Genomic DNA, 15,983 nt, shown 5'->3' with positions numbered 1-15,983 from the left:
AGGTAACTGGCGGAATTTATTCTTCCCGTCCAACCTCCCAGCTCAGTGGAGAGAAGGATCAGTCACGTATCGAGCTTTCGATCGTTGGGTGAATTGATCCTGTGGCACGAGCGAGGAGTGCGGATGGTTGGCGACCCCACCCCCGCGGCGGACGCCCAGGAACGCTTCGCATCGGCTAACGCAAACAAATTCCGCGTTCTTGTCACCGCCGGCTATTTCGCTCCGGGATGGCGGGCCGGAGGGCCGGTCCGGTCCATTGGCGAAGTGCTCGCTCTGGCCAGCGACGACATCGAGACGTCGATGTTGACCCGCGACCGCGACCTCGGATGCCGCGACCCCTATCCGGGGCTCTCCGGGCGTTGGGTCCGGGTCGGCCGGACGAACGTCTTCTATCTCGGTGTGCGTCGGCCGGAGCAGTGGCGGTCGCTCTGGCGCTCGCTGCGCGCCGACCGCTTCGACCTGCTGTACGTCAACAGCGTCTGGTCGACCTTCTCCATCCTGCCCATGGCGGCGGCCCGGCTCGGGTTGCTACGGGCGGGCCGCATCCTGGTCGCCCCCCGAGGTGAGTTCGGCGCGGCCGCGCTTCGGGTGCACCGATTCCGTAAGCGGATCTTCCTGGCCGCCTGGCGGTGGATGCTGCTCGACCGTCGGGTGCTCTGGCACGCCACCACGCCGGTCGAGGCCAACGACATCAAGCGGGTGCTGCCCCGGGCGCGGATCGGTGTCGTCGCGGTCAGTCGTGGCCCCGAGCCGCAGACGGAGCCGGTCGAGATGCTCTCGACCCACCACGCGCGGCTGGTCTTCATCGGGCGGATCTCGCCCATGAAGAACCTCGACCTGGTGCTTGCCGCGCTCGCCTTCGTGCCGGTGCCGGTGCGGCTGGACATCTACGGCCCGGTGGAGGACCCGGCGTACTGGCGACGGTGCCGGGAGCGCCTGGCCGAGCTGCCCGACTCGGTCGCCGTCAGCTACCGGGGTGAGCTGCCGCCCGAGCAGGTCTGTCCGACCTTCTCCCGCTACGACGCCTTCGTCATGCCGACCCGCGGGGAGAACTACGGCAACGCCATCGCCGAGAGCCTCTCCGCAAGCTGCCCGGTGGTCTGCTCCGACCGGACACCGTGGACGGGCGTGCTGCGCGACGGCGGCGGACTGGTCCTGACCGAGCTGACCGCGGCCGCGCTGGGCGCCCTCGTCACGCAGGTGGCGACCGCCACCCCGGAGCAGCGACACGCGGCCCGGATCGAGGCGGGCGCCGCCTATCGCCGGTGGCGGGCGAGCAGGGCGCCGATAAGCGTCCTCGATCAGGCCCGGCGGGTGATCCACGACCCGGCGCATCGGGAGCCCTGTCCACTGCCCGCCCAGCGGGCCGAATCCGTCCAACTGCCACCAGGAGGCGTCAAGTGACCCGCGTGATGACCGTCGTCGGGACCAGGCCGGAGATCATCCGGCTGGCCCGGGTGATTGACGCGCTCGACCGGACCGTGGACCACACCCTGGTGCACACCGGGCAGAATTGGGATCCCTCGCTCTCCGACGTCTTCTTCAGCGAACTGGGGGTCCGCGCGCCGGACGTCTTTCTGCGGGCCGACACCCAGTCTCTCGGCAGCCTCCTGGGTGCCGTCCTGGTCGGTACGGAGAAGGCGATCACCGAGCTACGCCCGGACGCCCTGCTGGTGCTCGGCGACACCAACAGTGCGATCTCGGCGCTGATGGCCCGGCGGATGAACGTGCCGGTGTACCACATGGAGGCTGGCAACCGCTGCTTCGACCTGAACGTGCCGGAGGAGACCAACCGGTGCATGGTCGACCACATCGCCGACTTCAATCTGGTCTACTCGGAGCACGCCCGGCGCAACCTGCTCGCCGAAGGGCTGCACCCGCGTCGCATCCTGCACACCGGCTCACCCATGCGGGAGGTGCTCGACCACTACCGGCGGCAGATCGAGGGGTCCACCGTGCTGGCCCAACTCGAACTCGAACCAGGCGGCTACTTCGTCGTCAGCGCGCACCGGCAGGAGAACGTCGACCACCCGGACCGACTCCGTCGACTGCTGGAATGCCTGCGGGCGGTCCGCGACCAGTGGCGGCTGCCGCTGTTGGTCTCCACGCATCCGCGTACGCGCAAGCGGCTGGAGGCGCTCGCCGGTGACGGCCTGCACCTCGACGGTGTGGCGTTCCACGAGCCGTTCGGCTTCTTCGACTACGTGACCCTGCAACGCAACGCCCGATGCGCCCTCTCGGACAGTGGCACCGTCAGCGAGGAGGCCGCGATTCTCGGATTCCCGGCGGTGACCCTTCGCGAGTCCATCGAACGGCCGGAGGCGCTGGACAGCGGGGCGATCGTGATGACCGGCCTCGATCCGGACGGGGTCGTCGAGGCCATCCGGGTGGTGGTGGCGCAGGTGGCCGAGGGCTCGGTCGCCTGCCCGCTCGACTACCAGGTCCCCGATACGTCACGCCGGGTCGTCGACTTCATCCTGTCGACCGTGCGCCGCCATCACGACTGGGCGGGCATCCGCCGCTGACCGCTCCACCGGTCGGGCCGGCACACCCGTCACGACGACGCCCGGCGGTACGTCGCGGGTCACGCAGGCGCCGGCGCCCACGGTGGCGTCCCGGCCGACGGTCAGCTTCGGCAGGATCGCGGCAGTGGTACCCACCAGCACGCCGTCCTCCAGCCGGCAGTACCCGGAAACCGCGGCGAGCGGATTGACCGAGACGTAGTCGCCGAGCACCGTGTCGTGCCCGACCGTGCAGTTCTGGTTGAGGTGCACGTGCCGCCCCACCAGCACGTTCGTGGTGACCCGGGCGCCACCGGCGGCGAACAGTCCCTGCTGGTGGACGCAGTCGGGGGCGATCTCCGCGGCCGGATGCACCACCGTGGCCGCCGGCAGGCCGTACCGGGAGATGGTCTGGTCGGTCTCGCGGCGCAGCCGGGGGTGCCCGACGCCGAGCACCACGTGGGTGCTGGCCGGTTGGGCGGCCAGCCAACGGGTCGGACCGAGAAAGGCGACGCCGAGGCGGTGTACCGACTCGACGTTTCTCTCGGTGGGGTAGTCGTCGACGAAGCCCAGCACCCGCCAGGATGCCCTAGCGCCCGAAACGGTATTCAAAAGGCGAATTACCCCATATACCTCTCGGCCCATCCCGCCGGTGCCTACGATCACTACGTCGGTCGTCAACCGCGGCTCTCCCTCGGCTACGGAGAACGCTGGCCGCTCTCCGTCATCTGAACCGGTTACCGGTGCCGATGGTGACGGGGTGAGCGGCGGCGCCCTGGCCGATCCTCGCGCGTTCCAGGTGCGCAGACGTGCCCGCACCGACGCCGGAACAGGATTTCGGAAGGTGAGCCCAAGGTGAACGAGCTGGCAATGACGCGTGCGCCCGACAGCACCGGAACGCCGAGGAACACGGCGCGATCCACGACCACGACGGGGTACCGGGTGCTCGCCACCGCCCGCGTGTTCGAGCCGGGCTTTCGTGGCGGCGGGCCGATCCGCTCGCTGCGGTTCATCCTCGACACCCTGCCGGACGACCTCGACGTCACCCTGGTCACCGCGGACCGGGACCTCTGCTCGTCCACACCGTACCCGGGCCTGTCCGGGCGGTTGGTGCGCCGCGACGACCGCTGCGCCATTTTCTATCTCGGCGCGTTCGCGCTGCGGCACTGGGTGCGACTGGCGCGGCACGTCCGGTCCCGCCCACTCGACCTGGTCTACGTCAACAGCCTCTGGTCGCTCTTCTCGGTGCTGCCGATCCTGGCGGTGGCGCTGCGGCTGGTGCGGGTCCGCTCGATCATGCTGGCCCCGCGCGGCGAGCTCTCGCCCGGCGCGCTCGCCATCAAGGCCCGCAAGAAGCGGCTCTTCCTCGCGGTCTGGGCCCCGTTGCTGCGCCGGCTCGACGTGCGGTGGCAGGCCTGCAGCCGGCTGGAGGAGGACCAGATCCGCGCGAACATGCCATGGGCGCAGATCATGGTTAACGGCAACGAGTGCCCCATCCCGGAACAGCCGGCACCCCGAGCCGTCGCGCACGACGGGCCGTTGCGGCTGGTGTTCGTCGGCCGGATCTCCCCGATGAAGAACCTGACCAGGGCGTTGGAGGCGGTCGCTGGCGCCACCCGCCCGCTGGAGTTCGACATCTACGGTCCGCGGGAGGACGAGCAGTACTGGGCGTGCTGCCGGCGACTCATCGACGCGATGCCCGATCATGTGCGGGTCCGCTACCTCGGGGAACTGGCGGCGGACGAGGTGATGGCGACCTTCAGCCGGTACGACGCGTTCCTCTTTCCGACACTTGGCGAGAATTACGGGCACGTCATCCTGGAGAGCCTCGCATCCGGCTGCCCGGTGGTCTGCTCCGACGCGACGCCGTTCAGCGACCTGATCGCGGCCGGTGGGGGAGCGGTGGTCCGGCCGGCGTCGGCGGCGGGCCTGAGCGAGACCCTCGACCGGCTCGCTGACCGGTCCGCCGGGGAGCGCGCCGAGGCGAAGGAGATCGCGGGCCGGCGATACCGACTCTGGCGACAGCAGCTCCGCGAACCCAACGTGCTGGACCACGCCCGACAGTTCTGCGGCTGATCCGGCGGGCCGCGCCCCTGCGGCTGGCCGGGACCGCGTCACCCCGGCCGGAGCTGGTTCGTTGCAGTGGCGGGTCCGCGTGGGCGGGTCCGTCGTCCGCCACCCCGGCCGGCTCCGATGAGCGAGGACAGCAGGTGCCCAGTCGCGTTCGCACGATGGTCCGACGAGTCGCGGACCACCTGGCCGCCACCCGGAATCCCGAGGCCTTCGCGCGGTCCCTGGGGGTGAAGCTGAACGGACGGGTCCGGTTCTACGGGATCAGCCGGGCGATGTTCGGCTCGGAGCCGTGGCTGATCACCATCGGAGACAACGTCTACATCACCTCTGAGGTGCAGTTCGTCACCCACGACGGCGGCACGCTGATCCTGCGCAAGGACCACCCCGACCTGGACTGGACCGCGCCGATCACGATCGGCGACGACGTGTACATCGGTATGCGGTCGATGATCCTGGCCGGTGTCACCATCGGAAACCGGTGCGTCATCGGGGCAGGTTCGATCGTGACGCGCGACATCCCCGACAACACGGTGGCGGCCGGTGTCCCGGCACGCCCGCTGCGGACCACCGACGAGTACCTCGAACGGTTGCAGGCCAAGTCGCTGGGCATCGGGCACCTTCCCGTCCCGGAGAAGCACGAGGCGATGAAGAAGATCTACGGGGTGACGACGGTCTGAGTCCCGCCGGCCCGCTCAGGCACGCCGGTAGGCGACCCGCGGTGGCGGCAGTTGGTGCACTCCGGCGATGGTGATGGCCCCCAGTGCGCCGGTCGTCCCGGTCACCTCGTAACCGAACCGGTCGCCGGTCATCGCCGCCGAACTGGTGCCGAGATTGAGGCCGGTGGCCGCGCCGGTGCTGCTGGCCCGCAACGTGGGCGGGGTGACACCGCTGGTCTGCCACACATGCCCGTACCAGTGCCAGCCGGCGGGCAGCAGCACGGGGACACTCAGCACCGACTCCCGGACCCCGACGGAGGTGACGGCGACGTTGCCGAAGTCGGCGATCGGGCCGAGCAGGGCGGGACGACCGGTGGTCGGATCGTGGGCGTACACGCCGTGCCGCAGCACCCCCGATCCCGCGACGGTCACCTCGACGCACACCCGGTCGACCGGGGTGGGCTCCGCCAGGTACACCGGGTGCAGCAGGAGCGACTGGTAGGCGCCGGCGTAGGTCACGTTTTGGGTCGGGCCGGCGAGGGCCAGGAAGTAACTGCCGCGCGGGCAGGTCGTCCCGGGCAGTGGCCCCACCTGCGCCGGGCCGGGCTCCGCGCGCCACATGCCGTACCCGGTGGGCACCGCCATGGCGTACGAGATGCCGGCCACCGCGACCCGGTCCGGCACGGTGAGATTCGTCGGCCCCGCCGGGACCAGTAGCCGGTGGAACAGCTGCGGCGCCGCCATCTGGGTCTGGGCGACCGCCTCGACCCGTTCGATCATCACGAAGTCGTTGGCGGAGTCCGACACGACGATCTCGGTGGCCGCCGAGGGCGGCGCGAGGTAGCGCCGGTAGGCGGTGCCGGTCACTGATTCGCCGGCGTCGAGGGTGCGACCCCACACCAGCTGCGGGTAGTTCTTCTTCAGGCTGGAGGTGATGAACCAGCCCTTGGCCGTGGTGTGCCGGGACCGGATCTCCGGCACGCCGTCGGCGACCGGCAGCAGACCGACGGCGATGCCCCACTGCTGGACCTGGCCGCTGTTGACCACCCACTGGGTCATGCTGCTCGCCGGCATCAGCCGGTTCGTGAGGGTCGCCGGGGTGAAGTCGGTGAGGGCCGCGAGCGTGTCGATGTTGGCCCACACCGACCAGTTCAGACCGCCGGCCGTGCCCACGTTCGGCATGAACTGCCGGCGGGTGCCGCCGGCCACCGGGGTCAACGGACCGCACTGGGTCACCCCGGCGTTCAGCGCGAAGCGTTCCAACGCGGCCACCGTCTGCCGGACCAGCAGACCCCCCTGCGACCAGCGGTAGACGTTCGAGATGCGGCACAGGGACGGGATCCGCGACATGATCGTGGCGATGGGCGTGCCGACGTTCGCCCGAGCGGTGTCGATCATCCCCTGGTAGGACGGGATCACGTAGGACTCCCGGATGGTCAGCTCCTGCCCCGTGAACCGGCCGTCCGGCACCGGCCGTCCGTCGAGCTCGACGGTCACCGTGTGCGAGTGGGTGGCCGGACGGATCTGCACGTCGGGCGTCAGACCCGTGATCGGCACGGTCGCCGTGTGGGTCGCCCCCGAGAGGTGGGTGAGCGGCGCGGCCGGCTTGACCCGGGCGCCCTGCGCGATGCCGTCGACGATCGTGTACGGGTTGCCGAAGAGCAGGCTGTCCGCGTTGGTGATGGCCAGCAGGGTGAAGGTGCGCGTCCCGTCGGTCCACTGCGAGCCCACGTCGACTGTCGTCTTGCCGTGATTGGCGACGGCGATCTGGTTGCCGACGTTGTAGCCGTGGTTGCCGCCGACGTACGACCAGCCGGTGTTGATCGGGCAGTTGTCGTCGGCGGTGTCGTGGATCTTCGTCCCGATCGCGGACATCACCGGCCACACCTGGGCGTCGGTCGCGGTCGAAGGCACGAGGGTGACCTGGGGTAGACCCGAGTGCCACATGCCGACCATCGCCTCGGCGTACGCCAGGTTGGCCGGCATCACCAGGTCCCGCGTGCCGTCGAAGCGGGACCTGACGGACATCAGGGCGTTGGATCGGTAGACGATCAACTCGGGCATGGTCGGCACCTCCGCCGCGAACGCATGACGATGAACTTCACTGTGCGCCGCCGCGGCGAGGCTGGCCGTTTTCGGTCAGCACCCGGACAGGGTGAATTTCCCGCTGTCGCCGTCACGTGTCCCGTGTTCACTCGATGAACAGGTGATCGGCGTAAACGGGGGTTTTCATGCGCATTCTGATCACCGGCGGAGCCGGTTTCATCGGGTCCAATCTGGCTCGCGCCGCGATGGTCGAGCCCACCATCGGCGGGGTGACCGTCCTCGACGACCTCTCGGTCGGACTGCGGACCAACCTCGACGGTCTGCACGTCGAGCTGATCGAGGGCTCGATCCTGGACCCGGCCGCCCTGGACGCCGCGATGACGGGCCGCGACGCGGTGGTCCACCTGGCCGCGTTGCCCAGCGTTCCCCGGTCGCTGAGTGACCCGCTGGCCTCCCACCACGCGAACGCCACCGGCACCCTCATGGTGTTGGAGGCGGCGCGACGACACCGGGTCGCGCACGTCATCGTCGCCTCCTCCTCGTCGGTGTACGGCATGAACCCGGCCCTGCCCAAGACCGAGCTGACCTGGACCCGCCCGATGAGCCCGTACGCGGCCAGCAAGCTCGCCACCGAGGCGTACGCCCTGGCCCACCAGGCGTCGTTCGGGCTGCCGACAGTGGCTTTCCGCTTCTTCAACGTGTTCGGCCCGGGGCAGCGACACGACCACGCGTACGCGGCTGTCATCCCCCGCTTCGTGCACGCCGCGCTGCGCGACGAACCCGCGGTGGTGCACGGCGACGGGACGCAGTCGCGTGACTTCACCTACGTCGGTACGGTCTGCGACGTCATCCTGGACGCCGTCCGCCGCCGGGTACACCACCCGCACCCGGTGAACCTCGCCTTTGGCGCGCGCGCGAGCCTGCTGCGGGTCCTCGACGAGCTTGAGTGGTTGTGCGGCCGGCCGATCGTCCGCGAGTACGCGCCGCCACGCACCGGCGATGTCGCGCACTCCCTCGCCGACAACGCCGCGCTGCGTCAGCTCTTTCCGAACGTCGCACCTGTCGCCCGTGCCCAGGGCCTGCGGGCGACGGTCGAGTGGATGGCCGGTCGGTTGGACGCCGAGCGTGCCGTAGCCGCCGCGCCTCGGTGACCCGGGCAGCGAGTCGGGCCGTACCGGAGCCGCTGGCCCGGGTGCCGGCGGCCGCGCCACCGACCGGCAGCACGCTCGCGCCCGGCGAGCGGCCCTCGGCGGCGTCGAAGGATCGGGATCGCTCCGTCACGGTGGGCATCGCCGCCGCGATGGTGGCGAAGGGCATCGGCCTGGGCGCCCCGCTGGTCATCACCCCGGCCTGCTTCCGATTCCTCGGCGACCAACGGTACGGCCTCTGGATGGCGGTCACCGCCCTCACCGGGATGGCCTGGTTCGCCGATCTGGGACTGGGCAACGGGCTGCTCACCCGGCTCAGTCACCTGGCCGACGACCCCCGGCAACAGGCCCGGGAGGTCTCCAGCGCGTTCGCCACCCTCGGTGTGGTCGCGCTGGCGCTGCTCGCGGGCCTCGTGCTTGTCGTACCCGTGGTGTCCTGGGCCGCGCTGTTCAACGTCACCGACCCGGGCGTCGCCGCGGAGGCGCCCGCGCTGGTCCTGCTCTGCTTCGGCGCCTTCGCGGTCAACATTCCGCTCTCGCTGGTCCAGCGGGTGCAATACGCCCGTGGCCAGGTGGTGCAGAGCAACATCTGGCAGTCGGCCGGCGCGCTGTTGGGCATGGCGGCCGTGCTCGGCGCCATCGCCGCCGGGTGGCGACCACTGGCGGTCATCGCCTGCGCGGTGCTGGCCGTGCCGGTGACCAACCTGCTCAACTGCGTGACGTACTTCTGGTTGCAGGATCGCGGACGGCGGCCGGGCCCGAAGCTCGTGCACCGGGCCACCGCGGTCGGCCTGCTCCGGCTGGGTCTGCGGTTCTTCGCGCTCACCACGATGTCGGCGATCGCGCTGAACGTGGACAGCCCGCTCGTCGCGAACGTCCTCGGGGCGACCACGGCGGCGCACTACGCGGTGGTGGGGAAGCTGTTCGGCGTCCTCTCGATCTTCGTCGGGCTGGTCGGTATGACGGTCTGGCCGGTCAACGGCGCGGCTCTGGCGCGGGGCGAGGTTGCCTGGGTGCGTCGCAACACGCGCCGCATGGTGCTGCTCTACGGGGGAATCGTGGGGGCGGTCGGGGTCGTGCTGGTCGGCTACGGCCACCGGCTGATCGACCTGTGGGTGGGCGGCATCGACCGCAGCGAGATCCCGGTCGCGGTCCTGGTCGGTTTGGCGAGCTGGTCCCTGCTGATCGCGGTCACCTCACCGCTGATCCTGGTGCAGAACAGCATCGGGTTGCTCCGGCCGCAGTTCGTCGGCTGGGCCGCGTTCCTGCTGTTGGCGACCGCGCTCAAGGTCTGGGCGCTGCGACGGTTCGGGCTCGCCGGCCTGCCGGTGGCCGCCTGTGTCGCGTACGTGCTCACCATGTGGCCGGCCGTGTTCGTGGGGTACCGGCGGGCGGTCACCAGGGGAGCGTCGACGTGACCGGGGAGTGCCGGGTGCTGCGGGTCGTCGGCGAGCTGAACTTCGGCGGCACCGAGATGCGTACCGCCGAACTGCTGCCCCGGCTCTGGGCCGCCGGCGTCCAGGTGCACCTCGCGACGCTCAGCGACCACATCGGGCCCGGCCCGCTGGCCGGTGTGGTCCGCCGGCACGGCGGCACGGTCACCCCGATCCCGCTCGATTTCCGCTTCGCCGCCCGCTTCCTCGGACTGCTGCGGCGGCTACGCCCCGATGTGGTGCACGTCGACTGCGCCAACTTCTCCGGGGTGCTGCTCGCGCTCGCCGCCCTCCGGGGTGTGCCCGTCCGCGTCGCCCACTTCCGCGGCGACGACAACCAGCATCGCGATCTACGCCGACGTGTCTACCGCCGGGCCTTCAGACGGTTGCTGCGGGTCTTCGCCACCGACATCCTGGGCGTCTCGCCCAGCTCGCTCGCCGTCGCCTACGACCCGCGCTGGTACGACGATCCCCGCTGCCGGGTGGTGCTCAACGGACTTGACCTGGACCGGCTGCGTCGCCCCAGTCGGGACGACCTACGCGAGTTGATCGGCGCGCGCCCGGCCGATCTGGTCTGCGTCAGCGTCGGCCGGGCCTCGCCGGAGAAGCGGCGCTGGCTCCTGCCGCCGATCCTCGCCGAGTTGCGGGCCCGGGGAGTGCGGGCCCACGCGGTCCTCGTCGGGCCGGGCGACGACGTCGACGACGAGCGCGTCCGGGCGGCGGCGGTCGCCGCCGGTCTGGCCGAGCGGGTGCACCTGTTGGGCCCGCGCGACGACGTGGGCGGCCTGTTGAGCCAGGCCGACGTGGTCGTCCACCCGTCCTGCCTGGAGGGCCTGCCCGGGGGCGTGCTGGAGCCGGTCGCCCTCGGCATCGGCACGGTGGCCGCCGACCTGCCGGGGGTGCGCTTCATCAACGAGCATCTGCCCGGCGTGACCATCGTCGACACCGAGGCGGCACCGGGGCAGTGGGCGCACGCGGTGTGCGTGGCGGCGACGTACACCGAGCAGACCTCGGCCTCGACGGCGGCGGAACGGTTCGCGCGCAGCGTCTTCGCCATCGACACGGCGGTCACCACCCACCTGGCGATCTACCGCCGGTGGGTGTCGCGCCGCCCGGCGCGGCCCCAGCCGCCCGCCTTCTCGACACGGGGAGAGAGATGAACGATCAGACAACGGTGCTCGGCCGGCAGCCGCGACCGGCGGCGGGGTCGACCGCCCGCACCGCCCGGCCGCGTCCACTGCTGGTGGGCGCGTACGCGTTCCCGTACGGGGACGCCACCTCGAACCGGCTGCTGCAACTCGCCCGTTGCGCCGCGCCCGAGGGTGCGCGCACGCTCGTCGTCAACGACTGGCCGTGCGAGGTGGCCTTCCCGGCCGGGCAGCTCGGCGCGGCCGGGATCGACCTGGTCACTCTGCGGATCCGAGGTCGACACCACCTCACCCGCGCGTCGGCCCGGCTCGCCCGGCCGCTGCGGGTCCTGCGGGCCGTCCGCCGGGCGCGGGTGGGTCGCGGGGACGTGAGCGTCGTGCTGTTGCCGATGGCCCTGCTGACCCTCGGCAACTGGGCGACCCTGCGCCTCGTGCTGCGCTGCCCGGTGGTGGTGGACGCCAGCGAGCGCCACGACCGACGGCAGTTCCGCCGCGGCTGGCTCACCCCGTACTTCGTCCGGCACCGCTGGTCGACGTTCCTGGCGACCCGGCTCGTGGATCGGGCCACGGCGGTCTCCACCACGCTGGCCGACTACCTGACGGGCCACGGCCTGGACGTGCTGGTGGTGCCGCCGCAGGTGGACTGCGACGAGTTCCGGGCGCCGCAACCACCCCCGATCAGCGCGGGCCTGCGCCTGCTCTACGCCGGCACGCCCGGGCGTAAGGACATGCTCGACGTGATCCTGCGGGGGCTCAGCCGGCTCACTCCGGAGCAGCAGCGGCGGGTCAGCCTTACGATCGCCGGGGTGAGCGCGCGGGACGCCGCCGCCCACTCCGACCTGGACCTGACGGTGCTGGACGCCGTCTCGGCCGACGTGCGGTTCCTCGGCCGCGTTCCGCGCGAGACCGTGCTGACCCTCCTGTCGGAGTCGCACTTCTCGATGCTGGTCCGCCCCACCGGCGGGTACGCGGCCAACGGGTTTCCGTCCAAGGTGCCGGAGAGCCTCGCCGCCGGGTGCCCGGTGCTGCTCAACCACACGAGTGACCTGGCCGCCTACGTCCACGACGGGATCGAGGGTCTGGTGCTCGACGGCAACGGCCCGGACGACGTCCGGGTGGCCATCGAGCGGGCGTTGCGGCTGCGCGACGAGGAGTGGACGGCGATGAGCGGAGCTGCCCGTTCGCGGGCCCGGGAGTCGTTCGACCACCGTTCCTGGCGGGACCGGGTCAGCGCCTTCGTGACGGCGGGCCGGGGCGACTGAGGCGACGCCCGCCCGCCGAAGGCACGCGCCAGGGCATCCCGGGGCGGCCGTCGGCGCTGCCGGCGGGCACTCAGCGCAGCAGGACGATGGGTCGGCGCGGTGTGGCGTCGTCGAACATGCCGGCCCGTTGCCGGCGCGCCTCCGCGTGGGGCGGGTTGGCCTGAGCGGCGTCCCGGCCGGCGGGGGCCCGATCCTTCGGCAGGTGCAGCAGCGCGGCGGCGACCACGGTCCAGAACACGTACGGATAGGTCTGGCCCGTGCCGAACATGGCCGACTCGGTGACCTGGATCAGCAGGCCGGTGACGACGAGCCAGACCAGCCCCGCGTCGGCCCGCCGCACCGGGGCCCGCACCGCGACCCGCCCGGCGGCCACCAGCAACACCACCAGCGGTGGCACCGCGACGAGCCCCAACTCCAGCAGCAGCTGGAGGTAGCTGTTGTGCACCACGCTGACGCCGGCGGTCCCGAAGAACTCGTCGGCGCTGGCCAGCTCGAACAGGTGATTCCGCGATGCGTACCCGAAGCCCAGCGTGGGCCGGTTCTGCCACCACAGGTCGATGGTCGTCTGCCACATCTGGGTCCGCCCGTTGGACAGGTCGCCGCCGGTGGGGTCGGTGAAGCGCATGACGAACTGGCGCATCCAGGGTGCGGCGAAGATGGTGGGCAGCAGGTTGAGCAGGTATGCCACCAGCAGCAGGGCGGTCGCCCCGGCGGCCAGCCGGACCACCCGGCCGAGACCGTGGCGCACCACGAGCCAGAGCGCGCCGACGAGCACGGCGATCAGCGCGGTACGCGACTGGGACAACAGGAGGCTGGCGGCGGCCGGCGCCAGGCCGAGGAGCGTGACGGGCCGCCGGGACTGCCGGTGGACGGCCCAGCCCAGCGGGATCGTCAGGGCGCAGACGATGCCGAGCATGTTCGGGTTGTTGTAGAGGCCCTGGAACCGGGCGACGCTGGAGGTCGCCGCGACGAGCGTGCCGTCGACGAACCCGATGCCGAGGCTGACCACGATGGACGCGGTGAGGACCAGGTAGACCACGCGCAGGTCGGCCATCATGACCGCACGATCGGGCCATCGACGCCGGACGAGTACGTGCACCAGGGCGGCCAGGAGCAGCAGCGCGACGCCCCGCTGGAGGGTCTCCATCGGAACCACCGACCAGGCGAAGCTCACCGTGGCGAGACCGGCCATCGCCCAGAGCGCGCCGACGAACACGCTGGTCCAGGCATCGCTGCGGGCCGGCGTCCGGACCGGGAGGCAGAGGCCCCAGAGGACCAGGCCGCTGACCGCCGCGTACCGAGGGTAGAAGCTGGCGTCGACGAGCGCCGGCACGTTGGACGAGGCGCACACCAGTAGCCCCATGGTCAGGGTCAGCATCCACCGCCAGCCGTCGACCCGCCGGCTGAAGGCGAGCAGCAGCACCAGCGCGACCAACCCGGTCGCGACAAGCGGGGCGGTGATGGCGGCGACGGTGGTGACCACCACCAGACACGTCGCGACGACGAGCAGGCCCAGTTGGCCCATCCGGTTTCCCACGTGATGTCCTTTGAAGTCCGGCCGCCGGCGTTGCCCGCGGTCGTTGGGTGGACCGCCCTCAGCGAGGCAGGTCCTGTAGGCCCGGTTGGGCCGTTTCGGCAGCCCAGCGGGCCCTGGCGGCGTGCATCGCCCGGATCATGTCCGGCCAGTGCGGCGGTCGGTACCCGGTGGCCTTGGCGAGGGCGTCCGCGTTCATCGACCGGTCGCAGGTGAACTCGTCGTCCGGGACGATGTCACCGGGCCACCCGTAGACCTCGGCGACCAGGCGGAGCAGGTCGTACTTGGAGATCGGTTCGGCGGCGACGTGGTAGAGCCCGGCCAGCTCCGTCCGGGGCAGGATCACCGTCCGGAGCAGTCGGGCGAACTCGACGGTCGTCACGCCGCTGTAGATGGCCCTCGTGAAACCGCGTACCTGGCCTCGCTGGGAGAGGAACCAGTCCACGAGGGAGCGGTTCGTGTCCAGCTCGTGCCCGATGATCGAGGTGCGGAGCGTGAGCGCGGAGACCCCGCGCGCCTCACCCAGCAGCTTCGACCGCCCGTACAGGTCCGGCGGGTCCGGCAGGTCGTCCTCGACGTAGCCACCCCGCCGGCCGGAGAAGACACAGTCGGTGCTGACGTGGATCAGGCGACTGCCGAGGGGCCCGCAGGCCTCGGCGAGCAGATGGGGGAAGAGCGCGTTGAGGGTGACCGTCTGCACCGCGTCCTGCACGTCCGGCCGTTGCTTGATCACACCCACGCAGTTCACGACGACGTCCGGCCGCAGGTCGTCGACGATCTGCCGGACCTCGTCGAAGCGGGTCGCGTCGACGGCCGGGGTGATCCGGTCGAGCAGACGCGGCGGGTACCACCCCGCGCGGTCCTCGATGCTCCGGGCGACGCCGTGGACGTCGAGGTCCGCGTCGTCGCTCAGCTCCCGCAGGACAGCGTGGCCGAGCATGCCGGTGACGCCGACGACGAGGACCCGTCGCGTCGGGCGCGGCTCGTCCGCGCCGGGGCCGCTGCGTCGGCGGGGGACGAACTCCGGTCGCCGGCCACCGGTGCCGGTGCTCATGCCGTTACGACCGCCGCCGCCGCGGCCTCGACCTGCGCCCGTACCTCGGGCAGCGTCAGCAGCAGCGCCTCGATCTCCGGTACGGACAACCGCCGGGCGTTGTGCGAGTGGAAGTCGGCCATGTTGCCGCTCTCGACGTCGCCCTCCTCGAAGTAGAGGGAGTAGTTGAGGTCACGACTGTCCACCGGCACCCGAAGGAACTCGCCAAGATCCTCGACGTGGGCGAGTTCCTCGCGGCTGGCCAGCGTCTCGTACAGCTTCTCCCCGTGCCGGATGCCGAGCACGTTGAACTTCGCCGGGACGCGGAACAGGTTGCACAGCGCGGTGGCCAGGTCGCCGATGGTGCAGGCGTCGGCCTTGCGGATGAAGACGTCGCCTGGCTGGCCGTACCGGAAGGCGTGCTCCACCAGGTCGACCGACTGCGGCAGGGACATCAGGAACCGGGTCATCGACGGCTCGGTCACCGTCGGCAGGCCACCGCGCAGGATCTGGTCGATGAACAGCGGGATCACCGATCCGCGCGAGTACATGACGTTGCCGTAGCGCACGCAGCAGACCCGGGTACGCGCTTCCGGATTGTTGCGGGAGTGCGCCTGCGCGACCTTCTCCATCAGCGCTTTGGTCATGCCCATCGCGTTTACCGGATAGACGGCCTTGTCGGTGCTCAACAGCACCAGCGCCTCGACGCCGACGCGTTCGCAGGCGTCCACCACGTTCGCGCTGCCGAGCACATTGGTGCGGACGGCCTCCAGTGGGAAGAACTCGCACGAGGGGACCTGCTTCAGGGCTGCGGCGTGAAAGACGAACTCCATTCCCCGCGCGGCCTTGAGCACACTGTCGTAGTCGCGGACGTCGCCGACGTAGTAGCGGACCCGGTCGTCGCCGAGGCGGTGCCGCATCGCGTCCTGCTTCGACTCGTCCCGGCTGAGTACGCGCACCTCGGCGGCCCCGGCGTCGAGCAGTCGGGAGACCATCGTCTGACCGAAGGATCCCGTGCCACCGGTGATCAGGAATCGCCGGTCCGAAAGCGAGGAAACCACATCTTCTCCTGCCTGTTTCCCGAAGGCCATCCTCGGGATTCGGATTCTCGTCGAACGCGACCCTACGCTGGCCTTGGAGGTGTCGTGA

General features: G+C 71.0%; 13 protein-coding genes. 8 read left to right on the top strand and 5 right to left on the bottom strand.

Translation table 11 applies throughout. The features are described from left to right. Positions 1–264 precede the first annotated feature (264 nt). Positions 265–1,404 (top strand): glycosyltransferase family 4 protein, encoded by a 1,140-nt coding sequence (locus tag ACIBTX_RS07710; protein ID WP_357393196.1) that lies wholly within the window; start codon positions 265–267, stop codon positions 1,402–1,404. Further along, a complete protein-coding gene (gene wecB, locus ACIBTX_RS07705) occupies positions 1,401–2,525 on the top strand; it encodes a non-hydrolyzing UDP-N-acetylglucosamine 2-epimerase (protein ID WP_357171570.1) in 1,125 nt (374 codons plus the stop codon). The genes ACIBTX_RS07710 and wecB overlap by 4 nt, the downstream gene beginning before the upstream one ends. On the opposite strand, the gene ACIBTX_RS07700 is transcribed toward wecB, so the two are convergent. Continuing rightward, positions 2,454–3,167: an acetyltransferase gene (locus ACIBTX_RS07700; protein ID WP_357171594.1), complete on the bottom strand. Its 714-nt coding sequence runs from the start codon at positions 3,165–3,167 to the stop codon at positions 2,454–2,456. The genes wecB and ACIBTX_RS07700 overlap by 72 nt on opposite strands. A 189-nt stretch (positions 3,168–3,356) precedes the next feature. On the opposite strand from ACIBTX_RS07700, the gene ACIBTX_RS07695 reads away from it, so the two are divergent. After that, complete coding sequence (locus tag ACIBTX_RS07695) at positions 3,357–4,577, top strand: glycosyltransferase (protein ID WP_357171571.1); 1,221 nt, start codon at positions 3,357–3,359, stop codon at positions 4,575–4,577. Positions 4,578–4,732: 155 nt separating this feature from the next. After that, positions 4,733–5,251, top strand: a complete 519-nt coding sequence (locus ACIBTX_RS07690) for an acyltransferase (protein WP_357119977.1) — start codon at positions 4,733–4,735, stop codon at positions 5,249–5,251. Positions 5,252–5,266: 15 nt separating this feature from the next. On the opposite strand, the gene ACIBTX_RS07685 is transcribed toward ACIBTX_RS07690, so the two are convergent. Beyond that, entirely contained in the window at positions 5,267–7,294 is a 2,028-nt protein-coding gene (locus tag ACIBTX_RS07685) for a hypothetical protein (protein WP_396832204.1), read from the bottom strand. Positions 7,295–7,461: 167 nt separating this feature from the next. Between ACIBTX_RS07685 and ACIBTX_RS07680 the strand changes: the two genes are divergently transcribed. The 4 genes from ACIBTX_RS07680 to ACIBTX_RS07665 are packed head-to-tail and all read left to right on the top strand — an operon-like array spanning position 7,462 to position 12,267. Continuing rightward, positions 7,462–8,427: an NAD-dependent epimerase/dehydratase family protein gene (locus tag ACIBTX_RS07680; RefSeq protein ID WP_396832203.1), complete on the top strand. Its 966-nt coding sequence runs from the start codon at positions 7,462–7,464 to the stop codon at positions 8,425–8,427. Further along, positions 8,424–9,842, top strand: coding sequence for a lipopolysaccharide biosynthesis protein (locus ACIBTX_RS07675; RefSeq protein WP_396832202.1), 1,419 nt, complete (start codon positions 8,424–8,426; stop codon positions 9,840–9,842). Before ACIBTX_RS07680 ends, ACIBTX_RS07675 begins: the two co-directional genes overlap by 4 nt. Next, positions 9,839–11,017, top strand: coding sequence for a glycosyltransferase (locus ACIBTX_RS07670; RefSeq protein ID WP_357171573.1), 1,179 nt, complete (start codon positions 9,839–9,841; stop codon positions 11,015–11,017). Before ACIBTX_RS07675 ends, ACIBTX_RS07670 begins: the two co-directional genes overlap by 4 nt. Next, positions 11,014–12,267, top strand: coding sequence for a glycosyltransferase (locus ACIBTX_RS07665; RefSeq protein ID WP_357119962.1), 1,254 nt, complete (start codon positions 11,014–11,016; stop codon positions 12,265–12,267). The genes ACIBTX_RS07670 and ACIBTX_RS07665 overlap by 4 nt, the downstream gene beginning before the upstream one ends. A gap of 70 nt (positions 12,268–12,337) precedes the next feature. Here ACIBTX_RS07665 and ACIBTX_RS07660 read toward each other — a convergent pair whose 3' ends face one another. The 3 genes from ACIBTX_RS07660 to ACIBTX_RS07650 are packed head-to-tail and all read right to left on the bottom strand — an operon-like array spanning position 12,338 to position 15,895. Next, a complete protein-coding gene (locus tag ACIBTX_RS07660; RefSeq protein ID WP_396832201.1) occupies positions 12,338–13,804 on the bottom strand; it encodes an O-antigen ligase family protein in 1,467 nt (488 codons plus the stop codon). A gap of 58 nt (positions 13,805–13,862) precedes the next feature. Continuing rightward, positions 13,863–14,855, bottom strand: coding sequence for an SDR family oxidoreductase (locus ACIBTX_RS07655; protein WP_357119956.1), 993 nt, complete (start codon positions 14,853–14,855; stop codon positions 13,863–13,865). Then, the gene (locus ACIBTX_RS07650) at positions 14,852–15,895 is read right to left on the bottom strand and encodes a polysaccharide biosynthesis protein (RefSeq protein ID WP_357119952.1); all 1,044 of its coding nucleotides are present in this window, start codon (positions 15,893–15,895) and stop codon (positions 14,852–14,854) included. The genes ACIBTX_RS07655 and ACIBTX_RS07650 overlap by 4 nt, the downstream gene beginning before the upstream one ends. Between the last annotated feature and the right edge of the window lie 88 nt (positions 15,896–15,983).

It is taken from the genome of Micromonospora sp. NPDC049359, assembly GCF_044466585.1.
Taxonomy (GTDB): Bacteria; Actinomycetota; Actinomycetes; order Mycobacteriales; family Micromonosporaceae; genus Micromonospora.
The sequence above is the reverse complement of the archived record's forward strand: the minus strand, read 5'-3'. Positions and strand labels throughout refer to the sequence as shown.

What these genes read in the sequence shown, in the direction of transcription:
- ACIBTX_RS07655 (WP_357119956.1), bottom strand. Translation starts at nt 14,855, where the DNA reads ATGAGCACCGGCACCGGTGGCCGGCGACCGGAGTTCGTCCCCCGCCGA.
- ACIBTX_RS07665 (WP_357119962.1), top strand. Translation starts at nt 11,014, where the DNA reads ATGAACGATCAGACAACGGTGCTCGGCCGGCAGCCGCGACCGGCGGCG.
- ACIBTX_RS07690 (WP_357119977.1), top strand. Translation starts at nt 4,733, where the DNA reads ATGGTCCGACGAGTCGCGGACCACCTGGCCGCCACCCGGAATCCCGAG.
- ACIBTX_RS07680 (WP_396832203.1), top strand. Translation starts at nt 7,462, where the DNA reads ATGCGCATTCTGATCACCGGCGGAGCCGGTTTCATCGGGTCCAATCTG.
- ACIBTX_RS07685 (WP_396832204.1), bottom strand. Translation starts at nt 7,294, where the DNA reads ATGCCCGAGTTGATCGTCTACCGATCCAACGCCCTGATGTCCGTCAGG.